Here is a 16,590-nt window from a genome sequence, read left to right on the forward strand (position 1 = left end):
GAGGTGCAATGATGGATCCTCTGCAGGATCTTTATCCTTTTCTGCACGGTCAGGCCAAAAATCCGCAGCGGGAAAAGACGGCGCTGCTGGAGTCCGTGCGGCAGAAATCTGCCGAAAGCCGGAATGTCAAGGCGCAGTTTTTTGCGGCGCACGCGGAGGCGCTGGTTTCCATGGCGGCGGCCCTGGCGGCGGTTTATCAGAGCGGCGGTATGCTCTATACCATGGGTAACGGCGGCTCCTCCTGTGATGCGGACCACTTGGCGGTGGAGTTCATGCACCCCGTTACCACGGGCCGTCCGGCTCTGGCGGCGCACAGTCTGGTGAGTGACCGGGCCATGCTGACCGCCGTCGGTAATGACGTGGGTTATCAGCATGTGTTTTTACGGCAACTGACGGCCTTGGCAAGACCGGGGGATGCGCTGTTCGGCTTTTCGACCAGTGGCAACTCCGCCAATCTCATGGCCGCCTACCGCAAGGCCCGGGAAACCGGCATGGTGACCTTCGGCCTTGCCGGCATGGAGGGGGGTGAGATGCAGGCAAGCGGCCTGGTGGACCACCTCTTGGTGGTGGCGACGGACAGCATTCACCGTATCCAGGAATGCCACGTCACGACCTTTCACATACTCTGGGACCTGGTGCATACCATCCTGGCAGACCGGCGCGGAGACTTGCGGGCGGAGGTAACCGAAGATGCGTTACGTGGATGAGTTCCGGGATCCCGAAAAGGCCCGCTATCTGGTCAAGGATATTCAAAGGCTGGCGGCGCTGATCCCGGCCACCGCGAACCGGCCGTTACAACTCATGGAGTTTTGCGGTGGCCACACCCATACCATTTTCAAATACGGTATCGAGCAGATGCTGCCGCCCTCGGTGGAATTGGTGCATGGGCCGGGTTGCCCGGTCTGCGTGCTGCCCATGGGCCGGGTGGATGATTGCGTGACCATTGCCGAGTGTCCGGAGGTGATATTCACCACGTTCGGTGACGCCATGCGGGTTCCCGGCTCGCGCAAGAGCCTGCTGCAGGCCAAGGCCACGGGCGCTGATGTGCGGATGGTCTATTCGCCGCTGGATGCGCTGGCCATCGCCAGAGATAACCCGGACCGGGAAGTGGTGTTTTTCGGTCTTGGTTTTGAAACGACCATGCCGGCGACGGCGCTGACCATTCTCGCCGCAGAACGCCAGCGGGTGGCCAATTTTTCCGTATTCTGCAATCACATCACGACGCTGCCCACCATCAAGGCCATTCTCGACTCCTCCGATATGGAGCTGGACGGTTTCCTGGGCCCCGGCCATGTCAGCATGGTGATCGGTACCCATCCCTATCACTTTATCGCCGGGCATTACCACAAACCCGTGGTGATCGCGGGGTTCGAGCCTCTGGATATCCTGCAGTCCCTGTGGATGCTGCTGAAACAACTGGTCGAGCGTCGCTGTGCGGTGGAAAACCAGTACGCGCGGGTGGTTCCCGAAGAGGGCAATATTCAAGCGCTGGAAGCCATCCAGCAAGTGTTCGAGATTCGCGAGTACTTCGAGTGGCGGGGGCTCGGCTCCATCGACCACTCCGGGGTCGGGATCCGCAATCGCTTTGCAGCCTTCGACGCCGAGCGCCGCTTTACCATACCCAATCTGTCCATTGCCGACCCCAAGGCGTGTCAGTGCGGAGAGGTGCTCAAAGGGGTCATAAAGCCTTGGGAATGCAAGGTCTTTGGTATGGCATGCACCCCGGAAACGCCGCTGGGCTCCTTGATGGTTTCTTCGGAAGGGGCATGTGCCGCCTACTTCAATTATGGAAAGATGCCGGGAGAGGTTCCCGCTACGGCAGAGGAGGTGTCCTGATGGCTGCAAATCCGCAACCGCGTGTCAAAAGACCCCATGGTGATGTGGTCAATCTTTCCCATGGCAGTGGTGGCAAGGCCATGCGGGATCTGATCGAAGGATTGATTCTGCCCGCCCTGGGCGCCTCCAGTGCCACGCCGCTGGAGGATCAGGCCCGCATCGATGTACCGGAAATCCTTGGGAACGGTGACCGGATCGCCTTTACTACGGATTCCTACGTCGTCGACCCCCTCAGCTTTCCGGGCGGCGACATCGGCACGCTGGCCATCAACGGTACCGTAAACGATCTGGCGGTGGGCGGCGCACGGCCCATCGTGCTGAGTTGCTCCCTGATCCTCGAAGAGGGCCTGCCCTTCACCATTCTGGAGAAGATGATGTGCAGCATGGCGCGGGCGGCACAGGCGGCGCGGGTCAGGATCGTCACGGGGGATACCAAAGTGGTGCCCCGGGGCAGCGCGGACAAGCTGTTCATCAACACCGCCGGCATCGGAATCATCCCGAAGGGCGTCCATCTGGAGATCGCCCGGATCCGACCGGGTGACCAACTGCTGTTGAATGGCTACCTGGGGGATCATGGCGCCGCCATTTTGAAGGCGCGCGGCGATCTGGCCCTGGACGCCGATGTGGAGAGCGATTGCCAGCCTCTGCACGGGATTATCGCCGCCCTGCTGGCGGCGGCGCCGGGCACCCGATGCATCCGCGACGTGACCCGCGGCGGGCTGGCCACGGTGCTCAACGAATTTGCCGGGGGGGCTGGCGTGGGTATGCGCATCGTGGAGGATAGCATTCCCGTCCGCCCCGTGGTCAGAGGCATCTGCGAAGTGCTCGGCCTGGATCCCCTCTATCTGGCCAACGAAGGCAAACTCCTTGCAGTGGTGCCAAAGGAAGAGGCTGGGGCTGCGCTGGATGCGCTACGTTCCTGCCCGGAAGGCACCTACGCCGGGGTGATCGGCGAGGTGCTCGCGGGGCCTCCCGGAAGGGTCGTGCTGAGCAGCCATTTCGGCGGAGAACGCATCGTCGACATGCTGGTGGGCGAACAGTTGCCGCGAATCTGTTAGACGGGGAACGGCGATGCACGAACTCGGGATCACCCGCAACATTGTCTCCATCTGCAGCGAGCAGGCCCGTGGTCGCAAGGTGACCCGGGTGCGGCTGGAAGTGGGGTTGTTATCGGGGGTGGTGCCGGACTCCATTCGCTTTTGCTTCGACGTGTGCAGTCAGGGCACGCCGCTGGAGGGCGCGGAACTGGAAGTGCTGGAGATTCCCGGTGAGGGCGAATGCCGGTCCTGTGGCAAACGTATCCCTCTCCGGCAGGTATTCGGGCATTGTCCGTGTGGTGCGGGCGACCTGATCTGTGTGGCCGGTAAGGAACTCAACATCAAGGATATGGAGGTGCAGTGATGTGTAAAACCTGTGGATGTTCCGATGGGGCACAAACGCGGATAACGCACCTGGGTATTGCGCGGGGTGATGCTCCGGATACCCTGGAATCATCGGGCGATGTGCCCGGACATGCCCATGAGCACCGGCATGGCGATGCAGCGGTGCATAACCATGGCCTGCATTCGCATGCCCACGGTGGTGCGAGCTCCCATCTCCATCCCCACCCCCATGTACCGGCGGACGGGAATGCCCACCTGGTGTCTTTGGAGGCGCGGATTCTGGACAAAAATGATCGCCTCGCGGAACGCAATCGCGGCTGGCTGGCGGGACGGGGCGTGTTTTCCCTGAATCTTATGAGTTCACCGGGAGCCGGGAAGACGACCCTGCTGGAAAAAACCCTGGCAGAACTGGCGGGCGAGTTCCCCCTGGCGGTAGTGGAGGGCGATCAGGAAACCACCCACGATGCGGAACGCATACGCCAGGCGGGTTGCAACGTGGTGCAGATCAATACCGGCCAGGGCTGTCATCTGGAGGCGGATATGGTGGCGCAGGGACTGCAGGAGATCGACCCGGCCGCCGGTTCCGTCGTCTTCATCGAGAACGTGGGAAACCTGGTATGCCCGGCCCTCTTTGATCTCGGTGAAGCGGCGCGGGTGGTCATCCTGGCGGTCACCGAGGGCGAAGACAAGCCGGCAAAGTACCCCCACATGTTTCACGGCGCGGACCTGATTCTGATCAACAAGATCGATCTGCTGCCCTACCTCTCCTTCGACCTGGAACGTTGCCTCGGTTACTTGCACGAAGTCGCGCATCATGCCGAGGTGCTGCAGATCTCCGCCGCCACGGGAGCGGGTCTGGAGCCGTGGTTTGCCTGGTTGCGCGAGCATCGAAACAAGGCGTTGTCGGAGGCCGGAAAAGTGTTGGCCGGTTCCTGAGCTTCCTCGTGCCCAGGAGGCGGTCATGCCCACGGACGCCCATCAGACGCTGCACAAGACATTTCAGCTCGTTGATTTGTCCAGTCTGTCCATCTCCAGCGTGGGTCCCATCTTCAGCGTGGCGGCGGCAGGGTCGGCCATGGTCCAGGCAGCAGGAGCAGAGGTGCCCCTGGCGATCGTACTGATTGCCATTCCCTTCATTCTGTGTTCCTGGATATTTCTGTCGCTGAATCAGTATTTTCCCAACGCCGGTGCCTCCTATCACTGGTCCCGGCGGATCATGGGCATCGATTACTCGAATTTTCAGGCATGGATCGTGATCATGGCCTATTTCTGGTCGATCCCGCCGATCCTGATCCCGGCGGCGCGGTTCACTCTAGAGGCGCTGGGAGTACCGCACCCCGGCGCCGGATTGCAGATCGTGGTGGCCACGTTCTGGGCACTGTTCGCGGCGGGTGTTTTGTTGTTCGGGGCGCGTATCACCGCCAGGGTCACCCAGATATTTCTACTCATCGAGATGGTATCCGTCGCCTTCATGGCCATCGTCGGCTATTCCCATTGGGGGCCGCCGGCGGTGGGGGCGGGGTCCTTCTCCCTCAGCCATATTCACTGGGCCGGCGTCATCGTCTGCATGGTGGTGGGCGCCACCATCGTGGACGGCTGGGAAATCGACTCCTACGCCTCGGAAGAATCCAGAAAACCGCGCATCACCCCGGGATGGGGAGGAATCATCGGGGCTGTGAGCGTGGTGCTCTACTACCTGCTGATCTGGCCCCTGCTTCTGCATCAGGTACCCCTCGACCAGTTGCAAAACACCAATGATACCCTGAGTCTCTGGGCGGCAACGGTATCCCCGCAATTACTCCCGTGGATGCGCATAGCGATTATCGCGTCGACCGCCGGTGGTCTCTGGCTCACCACCTTCATCCTGTCCCGCGCCCTTTTCGCCATGTCCCGGGATAGGGTGATGCCGGGGTGGCTGGGCCGACTGAATGGCGAACACGTGCCGTACTGGTCCGTCATCCTGCCCATCCTGCTGGCCATGGCGGTTGTCCTCATGCAGGTTTTCTTCCACAGTATGCGGGACCTCTTCAACCTGGTGCTGAGCGCGGCGGGGTTCTTTCTGGTGGCGGAGTTTTTATTGGATGGGGTCAACATGATGCGTTTTTTATTGCTTCAGCACCGCTCCGTCCGGCACCATTTCAGTGCGCATCATCACGCCGGTCTCCTGCTCGGATCGCTGGTCGTGATCATCAGCCTTTCCGCCGTGGAGGTGCTGTTCCTCATCTATGGCCCGCAATATATTGCGGCCGGCATCGATCAGACCGTTGGGGTGTTTTTGCTGTTGGGCATCTTTTATGTGCTCTGGCTGCGCCGGCGGAAGGCGGGGCAAGACATTTACGTCTTCGATGAGCTGGAGTTGCAGGAAGATTGACCAGGACTGCGGCCTCTGCTATATCGGGCGGACGCTAACCTTCTCAACTTTCCCCGGGGTTTTTATGGCAGTACATGGTGAAGTGGTGGTTCTGGGAGCAGGCATCGTCGGGGTTTCCATTGCCCTGCAGTTGCAGTTACGGGGCCGTCCCACCATTCTTCTGGACCAGCAAGGGGCCGGAGAGGGGACGTCCTTCGGCAATGCCGGCCTGATTCAGCGCGAGGCGGTCATGCCGCACCCCTTCCCCCGTGCCCTGGTGACGCTGCTCAGCTACGCCCGCAATCAGTCGACCGAGGCCTACTACCGGGGGACGATGCTGCCGCGTCTGGCCATTCCCTTCCTGCGGTACTGGTATAACTCCCGTGAAGACCGTCACCGGATGATTGCCCGGCATTATGCGGCATTGATCGCGCACTGCCTGGATGATCATCTGGCTCTGGCCGGTGCGGCGGGGGCGATCGACCTGCTCCGTCCCGGTGGCTGGTTGCAGGTACACCAAAATCCCGAGTCTCTGGACCATGCCCTGAAAGAGGCGGCGTATAACGCCGGGAATTTCGAGGTGGCTTACGACGCACTTGATAGCGCGCAGGTGGCGGCGATGGAGTGCAGTCTGCGTCCCGGACTGGCCGGCGGTATCCACTGGACCCAGCCCCTGGCCGTTGTCGATCCCCACGCGCTCACTCTCGCGTACCTGAACTATTTTACCCGGATGGGCGGCGAGTTTCGCACCAGCGCCGTGCGGAGCATAGAGCGTGGTTCGACGGGGTGGCGCATCGCTACGGTGCATGAGCCGGTGGAGGCCGCCGAGGTAGTGGTGGCTTTGGGCGCCTGGTCGCCGGATGTGACTGGACCTCTGGGTTACCACCCGCCGCTTTTCGTGAAAAGGGGCTATCACATGCACTACGCCCAACCGGACGCCACACCACTCGGTCACCCGGTGCTCGATGCCGATCAGGGTTATATGCTGGTGCCCATGCAGCGTGGTATCCGGCTGACGACCGGTGCGGAGTTTGCGCATCGGGACGCCCCTCCTTCCGCTATTCCGCTTGCTCGGGCGGAAGCGCAGGCACGGCGGTTATTGCCTGCCCTCGGCGGGCGTCTGGACGCCGACCCCTGGATGGGGGTGCGCCCCTGCACCCCCGACATGCTGCCGATCATTGGTCGGGCGCCGGGGCATCCGGGTGTGTGGTATGCCTTCGGCCATTGTCACCAGGGTCTGACCTTGGGGCCGACCACCGGGCGTTTGCTGGCCGAGATGATGTTGGGTGAAACGCCGTTTACGGACCCTGCTCCCTACCGACCGGAGCGGTTCTGAACGTGGGATTTTTGGATATTGAAACGCAGTCTGCGAACGCCTGGAGCCAATCATCCTAAATTCGGCAGTTACCCCTGCTGATTTGGCAGGATTCCTCTGATAGGATTGATTTTTCCCCTGTGTTGGAGGCTCACCCAATGGGTGAACGCACTAAGCGGCCCCAAAAGCCCATTCCTGAGGCTATACAGAGCATGATTGTGGATACGATGGGCGGTCGTGTTCAGGTATCCTGGGATAAGGAATCGGCAGCCACTCCCTTTGGCCAGTTGGTGTTCTTTGCCGAGTTTCAGAAAGTCAGTGGTTTGTTTGATGCTTGGGTAGAAGAATGTCCCTTGATCTATAACAGCCCCAACGCACCCAAGAAGCGCGATGTATTGGGCACTTGGGATCTCTCCATACTGGCGGGTCACCGACGCTATGCACATGTCACTGGATTACGCAGTGATGGTGTCAGTCCGCAGATTCTGGGGATGAGCAAGATCGTCAGCGAAGACGCCCTGCGCCGGGCGCTGGGTAAAATCCCCGAAGGCGAAGGCACCGAATGGATGCGCAAGCACTTGTTCAAAAGCGCAAAGGCAGCCTGTGACACGCCTTGGATTCTTGATATCGACACCACCATCAAAACGTTATTCGGGCATCAGCAAGGGGCTGAAGTAGGCTACAATCCGCACAAACCGGGGCGTCCATCCCATGCCTATCATGCGTACTGGGTCGGTAATCTGCGGCTATTGCTGGATGTAGAAGTGACAGCCGGCAACACCACGGCCTCCAACCATGCCCAACCGGGGCTGAACCGCGTACTGGACACCCTGAGTGCCGAACAGCGTCCTTATCTGGTCCGTGGCGACTGTGGCTTTGGCAATGATGCGGTTATCCGCGAGATGGAAGCGCGGCAGCAGTCCTATCTCTTCAAATTGCGTCAATCGCCCCGGGTCAAGCGCCTGTTACAGCGGGAATTTACCCGCCGTGACTGGGCGGATGCAGGACAAGGCTGGGAAGGCCGCGAAGACACGATTCAACTGGCCGGGTGGCAGCAGAGCCGCCGGGTAGTCATTCTCCGTCGCCTACTCAAAGACCATCTAATCGCCACCCAGGAACATCAAGGCCAGCTGGAATTTGCTTTCGTGGACCGTCGCCAGACCAAGGTCTACGAATACGCCGTACTGGTGACGGATATCCAAGAAGGCATTCTGAGTATCGCGCAGTTGTACCGCGACCGGGCCGATGCGGAGAACGGTTTTGACGAACTCAAGAACCAGTGGGGATGGGGCGGGTACACCACTCGTGATCTGGCCCGTTGTCGGCTCTCCGCGCGTGCCGTGGGGCTGGTCTACAACTGGTGGAGCTGGTATTCCCGACTGGCTTTTCCGGGGTCACGGAGAGAAGCCATCACCAGTCGTCCATTGCTGCTCTCCGCTATAGGTCGCAGCACCAAACACGCTGGACAGATTCATCTTTTTCTGACACCCATGCATGCCGCGCAGAAAAAGGTGGAGCGCGGAATTGAGAATATCCGTAGAGGGTTGCGGATAGTTCGGGAGACTGCGGAGCAGTTCCTGGAACACCAGCCCTGGGACCTCCTCGTGAGCTACATCGTTGCGCAAATTACGCGATCACCATGGTCACCGCCGGGGACTTTTCCGGCACTTGCCGGACCTTAACTGCTTTTTTTAGGATCATGGAACAGGTAAGCCCTCCCAAACGCCGTCTCGAACCCCTGTGCGAAAAGATTACGCTGCCAGTGATCCGTGCCGTGGTGGATGATTTCTACAATCGTATCCAGCATCACCCGACCCTGGCGGAGCCTTTCTCCGTCGTTCAGGACTGGGAGTTGCACAAGGATCGTCTCGTTCACTACTGGTGGACCGTGTCTGGCGGACTTCCCTACAAAGATTACCGCTATGCGCTGGGCGACAAGCATGCTCCGGTCGGAATAACCCATCCGCTGGTGGATGACTGGCTCGCGCTTTTTCACGAAACCATGCTGGACCACATGGATGCGGATATGGCCCGTCGCTGGCATGGTATGGCCACCGGCATTGGCGAGTCTCTGCGCCTGATGTTCGCCCCGCGCGGGGATTAAGCAAAGGGTCGGTGCTGACCCTGATCCAAAAAAAACCGGTAGGCGGGGTTGGCGGTTTCCGCCACATGCGGGTAGTCGAGTCCGGCAAGCAGTGACTCGAATCGTGCCATCTCGCTGTCCGGCACCTCAAAGCCCGCCAGCACCCGGCCCAGGTCGACGCCATTATTGCGATAGTGGAAGAGGCTGATATTCCAGTGCCCGCCCAGTTTGTCGAGAAACTCCATCAGTGCCCCCGGCCGTTCGGGAAACTCAAAACGGTAAATCCGCTCATTCTGTGCGGCCGCCGCATGCCCGCCCACCATATGGCGGATGTGCAGTTTGGCCATTTCGTCGTCACTCAGGTCCAGCGCTTCGTGACCCGTGACTCGTAAGCTCTCCAGCAATGCATTGGCGTCTTCCCGGTCGCGGATGGCCACTCCGACGAAAATATGCGCCCGATCCCGGTGGTGCAGGCGGTAATTGAATTCCGTCACGACTCGTTGACCAATCGCCGCGCAGAAGGCGCGAAAGGCTCCCGGTCGCTCCGGGATGGTGACCGCAAACAGCGCCTCGCGTGCCTCGCCCAGTTCCGCCCGCTCGGCGATGAAGCGCAGGCGGTCAAAGTTCATATTGGCGCCGGAGAGGAGGGCGACCCAGGCCCCGCCCCGACCGGGGTCGGTTGCCGCCATCCGCTTGAGACCCGCCAAGGCCAGCGCACCGGCCGGCTCCATGACGGAACGGGTTTCGTCAAATACATCCTTGATGGCCGCACAGATCTCATCATTGGTCACCCGCACGATTTCATCCACATATTTGCGGCAGAGGGCAAAGGTGTGTTCTCCCACCTGGCGCACAGCCACGCCATCGGCGAAAATACCGACCTGGGGCAGAGTAATGCGTTCCCCCGCCTGCAAAGACCGATACATGGCGTCGGCCTCAAAGGGCTCTACGCCGATGATGCGAATCTCGGGCACGATGGATTTCAGGTAAGCCGCCACCCCGGCAATGAGGCCACCGCCGCCCACCGGAACAAAAATCGCTTCCAGGCCGGCGCCCCGCTGACGGAGTATCTCTGCGCCTATGGTCCCCTGTCCCGCAATCACCAGCGGATCGTCAAAGGGCGGAATGAAGACCATGCCCGATTCGGCGATCAGGGCGTCGCAATGCGCCTGCGCGTCGGAGTAGCTGTCACCATGAAGAATGACCTCCGCACCTCGCGCCCGTACCGCGTTGACCTTGATTTCCGGAGTGGTGCCGGGCATGACGATCACCGCACGGATACCCAGCTTCTGGGCAGCATAGGCGACGCCCTGCGCATGATTGCCGGCGCTGGCGGTGATGACGCCGCGTGCCTTTTCCGTATCCGAAAGCTGGGCGATCTTGTTGTAGGCGCCGCGCAGTTTGAAGCTGAACACCGGTTGCAGGTCTTCACGCTTGAACAGCACCTCGCGCTGCAGGCGTGCGCTCAATTTGGGCGCGGCTTCCAGGGGCGTTTCCCGAGCCACATCGTAGACCCTGCTGCATAGCACTTCGCGCAGAAGATTTTTCACGAAGCGTTTTCTTCCGGTTTGTGGAGCTGCATGAGTTTGCGGAATTCAGCGATATCAGGCGCCAGGGTCAGGTTTGCCTTGGCTTCCATGGCCTCGTAACGGGTGAGTATTTCTTCGCCCATTTCGGTCAGATGCGCACCGCCGCCGTGGCTGCCCCCGGTGGCGGTGCTCACCACCGGTGCCAGAAAACAGTGATTCATGGTGTCCACCAGCAACCAGGCGCGCCGGTAACTCATATTCATCGCCCGCGCCGCCGCAGAGATGGAGCCTTCTTCGCGAATATGGCGAAGCAGTTCGGCCTTGCCAGGGCCGATGGCGATGGCTTCCGCCAGCAAGACGCGAAGACGGGGTTGCAGGTGGTCTGTCATGGGATCCTCCTCTCAAAATAGTCGAGCAGCGTGTTTGGCAACCAACGCAGATGACCCGGAAAGGCGCCATCGATAAAGCCAACATGACCGCCTTGCTCGGTGATGCAACGTGTCACGGTCAGGCTTATCTGAACATTGCGCAGGCTGTCGACGGGTACGATAGGGTCATCCGCGCTGTTCAGAAGCAAAGTGGGTACCTGTATCCACGGCAACAACGGCGCCGCCGAGCCCTCTTCCCAGAGCTGCCGGGCGCCCGAGAAACCATGTACTGGCGCCGTAAAATATTCATCGAAATCATACACGCTTTTTGCCGAAAAGACCCGTGACCAGTCCGCCATGTCCGGGTATTTGGCTTCGTAACGGCGGACAGAAGCCTTCATTTTCTGGAGAAAATACCGGTTGTAGAAGCGAAGATGACTGGATTGCAGATACTCTGCCGTCGCGACCAGATCAACCGGGGCGCAGACCGCAGCCGCAGATTCCAGGTTTTTATGCGCCTCGTCTCCTGCCTCGCCCAGATATTTGAGCAAGGCGTTGCCGCCGAGGGAAACGCCGACGGCGTAGCGAGGGCGACATGGAAGCAGTGCCGTCGCGCGCTCCAGCATCCAGCGAATCTCGGCACTATCCCCCGCGTGGTAGCTACGGGGCAGTAAGTTGTCCATTCCTCCGCAGCCGCGGAAATTGATAAAACAGCCTGCCCAGCCCCTCCGCCGCAGGCCTGCCGCGAGGGCGCGGGCATAATGTCCCTGTGAACTACTTGCCAGGCCATGAAAGAGCATGACCACCGGCGCAGCGGCTGACGCGTCCACCCAGTCTACGGCGACCCGGTCGCCATCGGGGGTTTCCCAGATTTCCCGGCGAAAATCGACAGGATCCGAGCGCGCAAAAAAGGGCGCCCAGATGGTCTGAAAGTCACCACCCCGCGACCACCAGGGCGGATGAAAAGCGCAGAAAGGATTCAATCCTCTAGGTAGGCGTCATGGCTGCGCAAGTAGGCTTCGAGATCGCCGATGCAACTGCCGCAACCAGCGCCACAGCCGGCGTGGACCATCAACAGCTCCATAAAGGGCAGGGGGTTGGCGCGCTGGCGCTCAAGAATTTCCTGAAAAGTGGCGGCCGAACAGCAGCAATAGGGGCTGTCATCGACTTCCTCGGGGACGGCGGACATGGCGGAACTTTCACCTCTGATACAGCGCAAAAAGCAAAGCCATACAGTAGCCATTGAGGGCGTGCGGTGCAAGAGGGAGGCTACCACGATCCGTTCTGAAAACACCGTGGCCGAAGGCACGGGGCTGCTATTATCCTGGTCATGATATAAAATGTCTGTATCGGCGTTGGCGCCCGATGCAACCGCCCGATGCAACGGCCACCACAGAGAAGCCAACGCCCTTTTTGGGAAGAGGTTCCCATGTCTGTGAGCGTCAGCAGGTCATTGTCACAAAAAGTTCATCACAGTGCCGCACTATTGTCATATTTATGAGTCATAATGGGTGGAGATTTGCTATCGTTTTTGCACGGAGAACTCTGCATGCTCAGCACTCAGTCTCACGGCAGTACCAGTCACGCCGCCACCAGGAAAGAGCGCTCATTGCGCCTCTATCTGGCGCGTCACCAGGATGACGTAGAAGCAGCGCAGCGCCTGCGCTATGACGTGTTCAGCGCCGAGTACGGCGCGCAGCTCAGCGGTCGCCCCGGGCTGGATCAGGATGAATACGATCCATTTTGTGAGCATCTGATCGTCGAAGATGAGGTCCGTCAGGAGGTGGTCGGTACCTATCGGCTCTTTCTTCCAGAGAAGGTCGCCCGGGTGGGTCGCTATTATGCCGAGACCGAGTTTGACCTCTCCCGTCTGCTGACCATGAATGCGCGGATTATGGAGTTGGGACGATCCTGCGTACATCCCGAATACCGTCAGGGCGCGGTGATCGCGCTGCTCTGGTCGGGGCTCGCCGAGGCAATGACGATGTGGCAGATCGATTACCTCATGGGATGCGCCAGTGTCCACAGTACGGATGGTCAGGCGGTCGGCGCCCTGTATCAGAGTCTTGGCACCCATCTTACGCCGCTGGAACAACGTGTATTCCCCTTGCGGGCCCTGCCCCATTTTGACGCGCAGGCGCAGGTCGAACCGGCGCCACTGCCGAGCTTGCTCAAGGGGTATTTGCGGGCCGGGGTGCGCCTCGGCGGTGAGCCCTTCTGGGATCCGCAATTCCATTGCGCGGATTTTTTCGTCTGGTGCGAATCGACGTTGATCTCCCCACGCTACCAGCAGCGCTTCCTGGAACCGGCGGATGCGCGTAAATGATGCGTCGTAGAAAGCCCGCCCCGGTATTGGTGCCATACCCGGGGCGGCGCTGGCGCCGTTCGCGGCCCAAGGCTGTGCGGCGCATCTGGCGGCTGCCGGTGCTGGTATTTTATCTGCTTCTGGCCTTTCCGTTAGCGGTGTGGACCTGCGCCCGAAAGCCCGCACCGGACGCCGGTAGCTATCGGGCTTTTGCCTGGTGGAGTCGGCAGGCCCTGCGCATTTTTGGGATTCATCTGCGCGTGGATGGGGTCATCCCGGAAGCGCCGGTGCTGGTCGCCGCCAACCACGTTTCCTACCTCGACATTCTTGCGTTGGCGACCTTGATTCCCAGCCGTTTCGTAGCGAAGAAGGAAATGCGCGCATGGCCCTTTTTCGGGATTATGGGTGCGTGGTTGGGCACGCTTTTTATCGATCGCAGCGATGCCCGCGCCAGCCAGCGCATCCTGCGTCAGGCCGGTGAGATTCTGGCAGCCGGTACCAGCGTAACCGTCTTTCCGGAGGGGACTACCAGCGACGGCAGGGAAGTCGGCGATTTTTTTGCAGCGCCTTTTGAGGCCGCCTGCTGGGCAGGGACGCCCACCATACCAGTTGCACTGCGTTATGAAGACGTGCTCCGTCCCGGCCAGCCCGACGCACTTTGCCCCTTTGTCGGTGACGACAGCCTATTCGGCCATCTCTGGCGACTGGCGGCGGCCGCACCCCTGACGCTGCGGCTGGAATTCCTGCCCGCACTGGCCCCCGGATTGGGACGCCGCGAGTTGGCGACGGCCGCCCGGCAGGCCATCACCGAGGCCCTGCAGCGGATGGAACAGGGGGCGTCTGTCACCTATCTGCGCGACCCTCGCCGTCACTCCCTACGGGATGCCTGGGTGGCGTGGCGGCGGGGACATGGCGGCTGAGGAGGTATCCACAGGAGAACTAGGCGGTCTTCGGTCGCCAGCTCTGCACGCTTTCGACAAGAATGGCAACATGTTCAACGGGGGTCTGCGGGGTGATGCCGTGGCCGAGGTTGAAGATATGACCGGTCCCCGACCCGTGACTTTCCAGAATGCGCGTCGCTTCCCTGACAATCCCTTCGGGGCTGCCGTAGAGGGCGATGGGGTCCATATTACCCTGTAGCGCAACGCTGTTACCCAGACGCTGGCGGGCGACGCCCAGTTCCGTCGTCCAATCGAGGCTCAGTGCATCGGCGCCGCTCGCGGCCATGGCCTCGAGCCAGTTGCCTCCGCCCTTGGTAAAGAGTATGACCGGCACTCGGCGGCCTTCGGCTTCGCGCCGCAAAGCGGCGACGATCTCGCTCATATAGGCGAGGGAGAACTCCGCATACGCAGGAGTACTGAGGCTGCCGCCCCAGGTATCAAAAATCATGACCGCCTGGGCACCCGCGGCAATCTGAGCGTTGAGGTAGCTGGCCACCGACTGCGCCAGGTGGCGCAGCAGCCGATGCAGCAGCGCCGGATCGCTGTACAGCAGCCCTTTGATGTGGGTGAAATCGCGGCTGCCACGCCCTTCGATCATATAGCAGGCGAGGGTCCACGGACTGCCTGCAAAACCGATGAGGGGCACACGTCCGTCGATCTCACGGCGGATGAGCCGCACGGCGTCCATCACAAAGCGCAACTCCGTTTCCGGGTCGGGCTGGCGGAGTGCGGAGATATCGGCAGCGCTGCGCAAGGGGCGTGCAAAAACCGGACCTTCTCCTTCCTGAAATTCCAGCCCGAGTCCCATGACATAGGGGATGGTCAGGATATCCGAAAAAAGGATGGCGGCATCCAGGGGGAAGCGGTTGATGGGCTGTAAAGTGACCTCGCAGGCCAGTTCCGGCGTGGTGCAGAGGCTGAGAAAATCGCCGGCCCGGGCGCGGGTGGCGCGGTACTCAGGCAGGTACCGCCCGGCCTGACGCATCAGCCAGACGGGTACGTGATCCACCGGCTGACGCAGGCAGGCGCGCAGGAAATTATCGTTCTGCAATGTGGGTTTCACCGTCTATACCCCCAGATAGTCGAGGATACCCTGCGCCGCGCGGCGCCCTTCGTCCACCGCAGTGACCACCAGGTCGGAGCCTCGTCGCATGTCTCCCCCGGCAAAAATGCGCGGGTTGCTGGTCTGGAACTGCGCGTTGGTGCTGATCCGCCCCCGGCTGTCCGTAGTGATGTGGTGTTCCGCAAACCAGGGAGCAGGGGAGGGATCAAAACCAAAAGCGATGATCACGACATCGGCATCCAGCACTTGTTCCGAGCCGGGAATGATTTCCGGGTGACGCCGGCCCCTGGCATCGGGCTCGCCCAGACGGGTCTCCACCAGACGCACGCCCTGGGCTCCCGATGCAGCATCTCCGACCACTTCGACGGGCTGACGATGGAAAAGAAAGTGGACGCCTTCCTCGCGGGCATTGGCGACTTCCCGGCGTGAGCCGGGCATGTTCTCTTCATCGCGGCGATAGACACAGGTCACCTGGCGGGCACCCTGGCGGATGGCCGTACGCAGACAGTCCATGGCGGTATCACCGCCACCCAGCACCACAACCCGCTTGCCGGAAAGGCTGATATAGGGGAGTGTCGGGTCCGGCAACTGCATCAGGTGACGGGTGTTCGCGATCAGGTAGGACAGCGCCTTGAGGACGCCTGGCAGTTTCTCGCCGGGGAAGTCGCCGGTCTTGGCGGTATAGGTGCCCATCCCCAGGAACACGGCGTCAAAATCTTCCAGGAGCTTACCCAGGGAAATATCTCTGCCAACCTCCGTGTCGAGCTGAAAACGGATACCCATTTCCTGGAGCAGGTTGGCGCGGCGTGCAACCACTGCCTTCTCCAGTTTGAAGGACGGGATGCCGAAGGTGAGCAGACCACCAACCGCCGGATAGCGGTCAAAGACGACCACTTCGGTGCCTGCGCGGTTGAGGATGTCCGCACAGCCGAGGCCTGCCGGACCGGCACCCACTACGGCGACCCGTTTGCCATTGGGGAGGATGTCGGGCATCCGCGGCTGCCAGCCACGGGCCAGCGCTTCTTCGGTGACGAACCTTTCCAGATTGCCGATGGTGACGGCGCCGAAGCCGTCATTGAGGGTACAGGCACCTTCACACAGGCGATCCTGAGGGCAGATGCGGCCGCAGATTTCCGGCAGGGTATTGGTCTGATGGGACAGCGTGGCCGCTTCTTCCAGACGATTCTCGACAATGAGTTGCAGCCAGTTGGGAATATAGTTGTGCACCGGGCACTTCCATTCACAATACGGGTTGCCGCAATGCAGGCAGCGGTCGGCCTGAAGCTGGGCACTGCCCAGGTCAAAGCTCTGGTAGATTTCCCTAAAGGCTTCGCGGCGTTCTTCTACGTCCAGCTTTTTGGGGTCCTGCCGCGGGTCTTCGATGAATGAAAAATGACTCATGGTTTTTCCTCAGGGTG

At 60.9% G+C, this 16,590-nt stretch carries 17 protein-coding genes; 11 read left to right on the forward strand and 6 right to left on the reverse strand.

Going from position 1 to position 16,590, the window contains the following annotated elements:
• Positions 1–8 precede the first annotated feature (8 nt).
• From AFERRID_RS09710 to AFERRID_RS09750, 9 genes are all read left to right on the forward strand, one after another.
• Positions 9–707 carry a D-sedoheptulose-7-phosphate isomerase gene (locus AFERRID_RS09710; protein WP_126605083.1) on the forward strand — a complete coding sequence of 233 codons (699 nt, stop codon included), beginning with the start codon at positions 9–11 and terminating at the stop codon, positions 705–707.
• Complete coding sequence (gene hypD, locus AFERRID_RS09715) at positions 691–1,836, forward strand: hydrogenase formation protein HypD (RefSeq protein ID WP_113527056.1); 1,146 nt, start codon at positions 691–693, stop codon at positions 1,834–1,836. The genes AFERRID_RS09710 and hypD overlap by 17 nt, the downstream gene beginning before the upstream one ends.
• The gene (gene hypE, locus AFERRID_RS09720; RefSeq protein WP_126605084.1) at positions 1,836–2,894 is read left to right on the forward strand and encodes a hydrogenase expression/formation protein HypE; all 1,059 of its coding nucleotides are present in this window, start codon (positions 1,836–1,838) and stop codon (positions 2,892–2,894) included. Before hypD ends, hypE begins: the two co-directional genes overlap by 1 nt.
• Positions 2,895–2,907: 13 nt before the next feature.
• Entirely contained in the window at positions 2,908–3,237 is a 330-nt protein-coding gene (locus AFERRID_RS09725; protein ID WP_126605085.1) for a hydrogenase maturation nickel metallochaperone HypA/HybF, read from the forward strand.
• Positions 3,237–4,154 carry a hydrogenase nickel incorporation protein HypB gene (gene hypB, locus AFERRID_RS09730; RefSeq protein ID WP_126605086.1) on the forward strand — a complete coding sequence of 306 codons (918 nt, stop codon included), beginning with the start codon at positions 3,237–3,239 and terminating at the stop codon, positions 4,152–4,154. The genes AFERRID_RS09725 and hypB overlap by 1 nt, the downstream gene beginning before the upstream one ends.
• Positions 4,155–4,179: 25 nt before the next feature.
• Positions 4,180–5,589 (forward strand): APC family permease, encoded by a 1,410-nt coding sequence (locus tag AFERRID_RS09735; RefSeq protein WP_126605088.1) that lies wholly within the window; start codon positions 4,180–4,182, stop codon positions 5,587–5,589.
• Between the two features lie 64 nt (positions 5,590–5,653).
• The gene (locus AFERRID_RS09740) at positions 5,654–6,904 is read left to right on the forward strand and encodes an NAD(P)/FAD-dependent oxidoreductase (protein WP_126605095.1); all 1,251 of its coding nucleotides are present in this window, start codon (positions 5,654–5,656) and stop codon (positions 6,902–6,904) included.
• Positions 6,905–7,041: 137 nt separating this feature from the next.
• A complete protein-coding gene (locus AFERRID_RS09745; RefSeq protein WP_226833168.1) occupies positions 7,042–8,565 on the forward strand; it encodes a transposase in 1,524 nt (507 codons plus the stop codon).
• A gap of 17 nt (positions 8,566–8,582) precedes the next feature.
• Entirely contained in the window at positions 8,583–8,987 is a 405-nt protein-coding gene (locus AFERRID_RS09750) for a group III truncated hemoglobin (RefSeq protein WP_126605096.1), read from the forward strand.
• On the opposite strand, the gene ilvA is transcribed toward AFERRID_RS09750, so the two are convergent.
• The 4 genes from ilvA to AFERRID_RS09770 are packed head-to-tail and all read right to left on the reverse strand — an operon-like array spanning position 8,984 to position 12,052.
• Positions 8,984–10,516, reverse strand: a complete 1,533-nt coding sequence (gene ilvA / locus AFERRID_RS09755) for a threonine ammonia-lyase, biosynthetic (RefSeq protein ID WP_232027482.1) — start codon at positions 10,514–10,516, stop codon at positions 8,984–8,986. The genes AFERRID_RS09750 and ilvA overlap by 4 nt on opposite strands.
• On the reverse strand, positions 10,513–10,884 hold the full coding sequence (locus AFERRID_RS09760; protein WP_009567572.1) for a winged helix-turn-helix domain-containing protein: 372 nt from the start codon (positions 10,882–10,884) through the stop codon (positions 10,513–10,515). The genes ilvA and AFERRID_RS09760 overlap by 4 nt, the downstream gene beginning before the upstream one ends.
• Positions 10,881–11,846 carry a YheT family hydrolase gene (locus AFERRID_RS09765; protein ID WP_126605100.1) on the reverse strand — a complete coding sequence of 322 codons (966 nt, stop codon included), beginning with the start codon at positions 11,844–11,846 and terminating at the stop codon, positions 10,881–10,883. The genes AFERRID_RS09760 and AFERRID_RS09765 overlap by 4 nt, the downstream gene beginning before the upstream one ends.
• Positions 11,843–12,052 carry a (2Fe-2S)-binding protein gene (locus AFERRID_RS09770; RefSeq protein WP_012536311.1) on the reverse strand — a complete coding sequence of 70 codons (210 nt, stop codon included), beginning with the start codon at positions 12,050–12,052 and terminating at the stop codon, positions 11,843–11,845. The genes AFERRID_RS09765 and AFERRID_RS09770 overlap by 4 nt, the downstream gene beginning before the upstream one ends.
• 360 nt (positions 12,053–12,412) lie before the next feature.
• Between AFERRID_RS09770 and AFERRID_RS09775 the strand changes: the two genes are divergently transcribed.
• Both AFERRID_RS09775 and AFERRID_RS09780 read left to right on the forward strand, forming a co-directional pair.
• On the forward strand, positions 12,413–13,189 hold the full coding sequence (locus AFERRID_RS09775) for a GNAT family N-acetyltransferase (RefSeq protein ID WP_126605101.1): 777 nt from the start codon (positions 12,413–12,415) through the stop codon (positions 13,187–13,189).
• Positions 13,186–14,088: a lysophospholipid acyltransferase family protein gene (locus tag AFERRID_RS09780; protein ID WP_172959364.1), complete on the forward strand. Its 903-nt coding sequence runs from the start codon at positions 13,186–13,188 to the stop codon at positions 14,086–14,088. Before AFERRID_RS09775 ends, AFERRID_RS09780 begins: the two co-directional genes overlap by 4 nt.
• Before the next feature lie 19 nt (positions 14,089–14,107).
• On the opposite strand, the gene hemE is transcribed toward AFERRID_RS09780, so the two are convergent.
• Positions 14,108–15,172, reverse strand: coding sequence for a uroporphyrinogen decarboxylase (gene hemE, locus AFERRID_RS09785; protein WP_126605103.1), 1,065 nt, complete (start codon positions 15,170–15,172; stop codon positions 14,108–14,110).
• Positions 15,173–15,175: 3 nt separating this feature from the next.
• A complete protein-coding gene (locus AFERRID_RS09790) occupies positions 15,176–16,573 on the reverse strand; it encodes a glutamate synthase small subunit (protein ID WP_126605104.1) in 1,398 nt (465 codons plus the stop codon).
• Positions 16,574–16,590 lie beyond the last annotated feature (17 nt).

The organism is Acidithiobacillus ferridurans (assembly GCF_003966655.1).
Taxonomy (GTDB): domain Bacteria; phylum Pseudomonadota; class Gammaproteobacteria; order Acidithiobacillales; family Acidithiobacillaceae; genus Acidithiobacillus; species Acidithiobacillus ferridurans.

Excerpts from the sequence above, each read along its gene's own strand:
- AFERRID_RS09745 (WP_226833168.1), top strand. The coding sequence starts at position 7,042 with ATGGGTGAACGCACTAAGCGGCCCCAAAAGCCCATTCCTGAGGCTATA.
- AFERRID_RS09775 (WP_126605101.1), top strand. The coding sequence starts at position 12,413 with ATGCTCAGCACTCAGTCTCACGGCAGTACCAGTCACGCCGCCACCAGG.
- hypD (WP_113527056.1), top strand. The coding sequence starts at position 691 with ATGCGTTACGTGGATGAGTTCCGGGATCCCGAAAAGGCCCGCTATCTG.
- AFERRID_RS09770 (WP_012536311.1), bottom strand. The coding sequence starts at position 12,052 with ATGTCCGCCGTCCCCGAGGAAGTCGATGACAGCCCCTATTGCTGCTGT.
- AFERRID_RS09710 (WP_126605083.1), top strand. The coding sequence starts at position 9 with ATGATGGATCCTCTGCAGGATCTTTATCCTTTTCTGCACGGTCAGGCC.
- AFERRID_RS09735 (WP_126605088.1), top strand. The coding sequence starts at position 4,180 with ATGCCCACGGACGCCCATCAGACGCTGCACAAGACATTTCAGCTCGTT.
- AFERRID_RS09725 (WP_126605085.1), top strand. The coding sequence starts at position 2,908 with ATGCACGAACTCGGGATCACCCGCAACATTGTCTCCATCTGCAGCGAG.
- AFERRID_RS09790 (WP_126605104.1), bottom strand. The coding sequence starts at position 16,573 with ATGAGTCATTTTTCATTCATCGAAGACCCGCGGCAGGACCCCAAAAAG.
- AFERRID_RS09780 (WP_172959364.1), top strand. The coding sequence starts at position 13,186 with ATGATGCGTCGTAGAAAGCCCGCCCCGGTATTGGTGCCATACCCGGGG.
- AFERRID_RS09760 (WP_009567572.1), bottom strand. The coding sequence starts at position 10,884 with ATGACAGACCACCTGCAACCCCGTCTTCGCGTCTTGCTGGCGGAAGCC.
- hypB (WP_126605086.1), top strand. The coding sequence starts at position 3,237 with ATGTGTAAAACCTGTGGATGTTCCGATGGGGCACAAACGCGGATAACG.
- AFERRID_RS09750 (WP_126605096.1), top strand. The coding sequence starts at position 8,583 with ATGGAACAGGTAAGCCCTCCCAAACGCCGTCTCGAACCCCTGTGCGAA.
- AFERRID_RS09740 (WP_126605095.1), top strand. The coding sequence starts at position 5,654 with ATGGCAGTACATGGTGAAGTGGTGGTTCTGGGAGCAGGCATCGTCGGG.
- hypE (WP_126605084.1), top strand. The coding sequence starts at position 1,836 with ATGGCTGCAAATCCGCAACCGCGTGTCAAAAGACCCCATGGTGATGTG.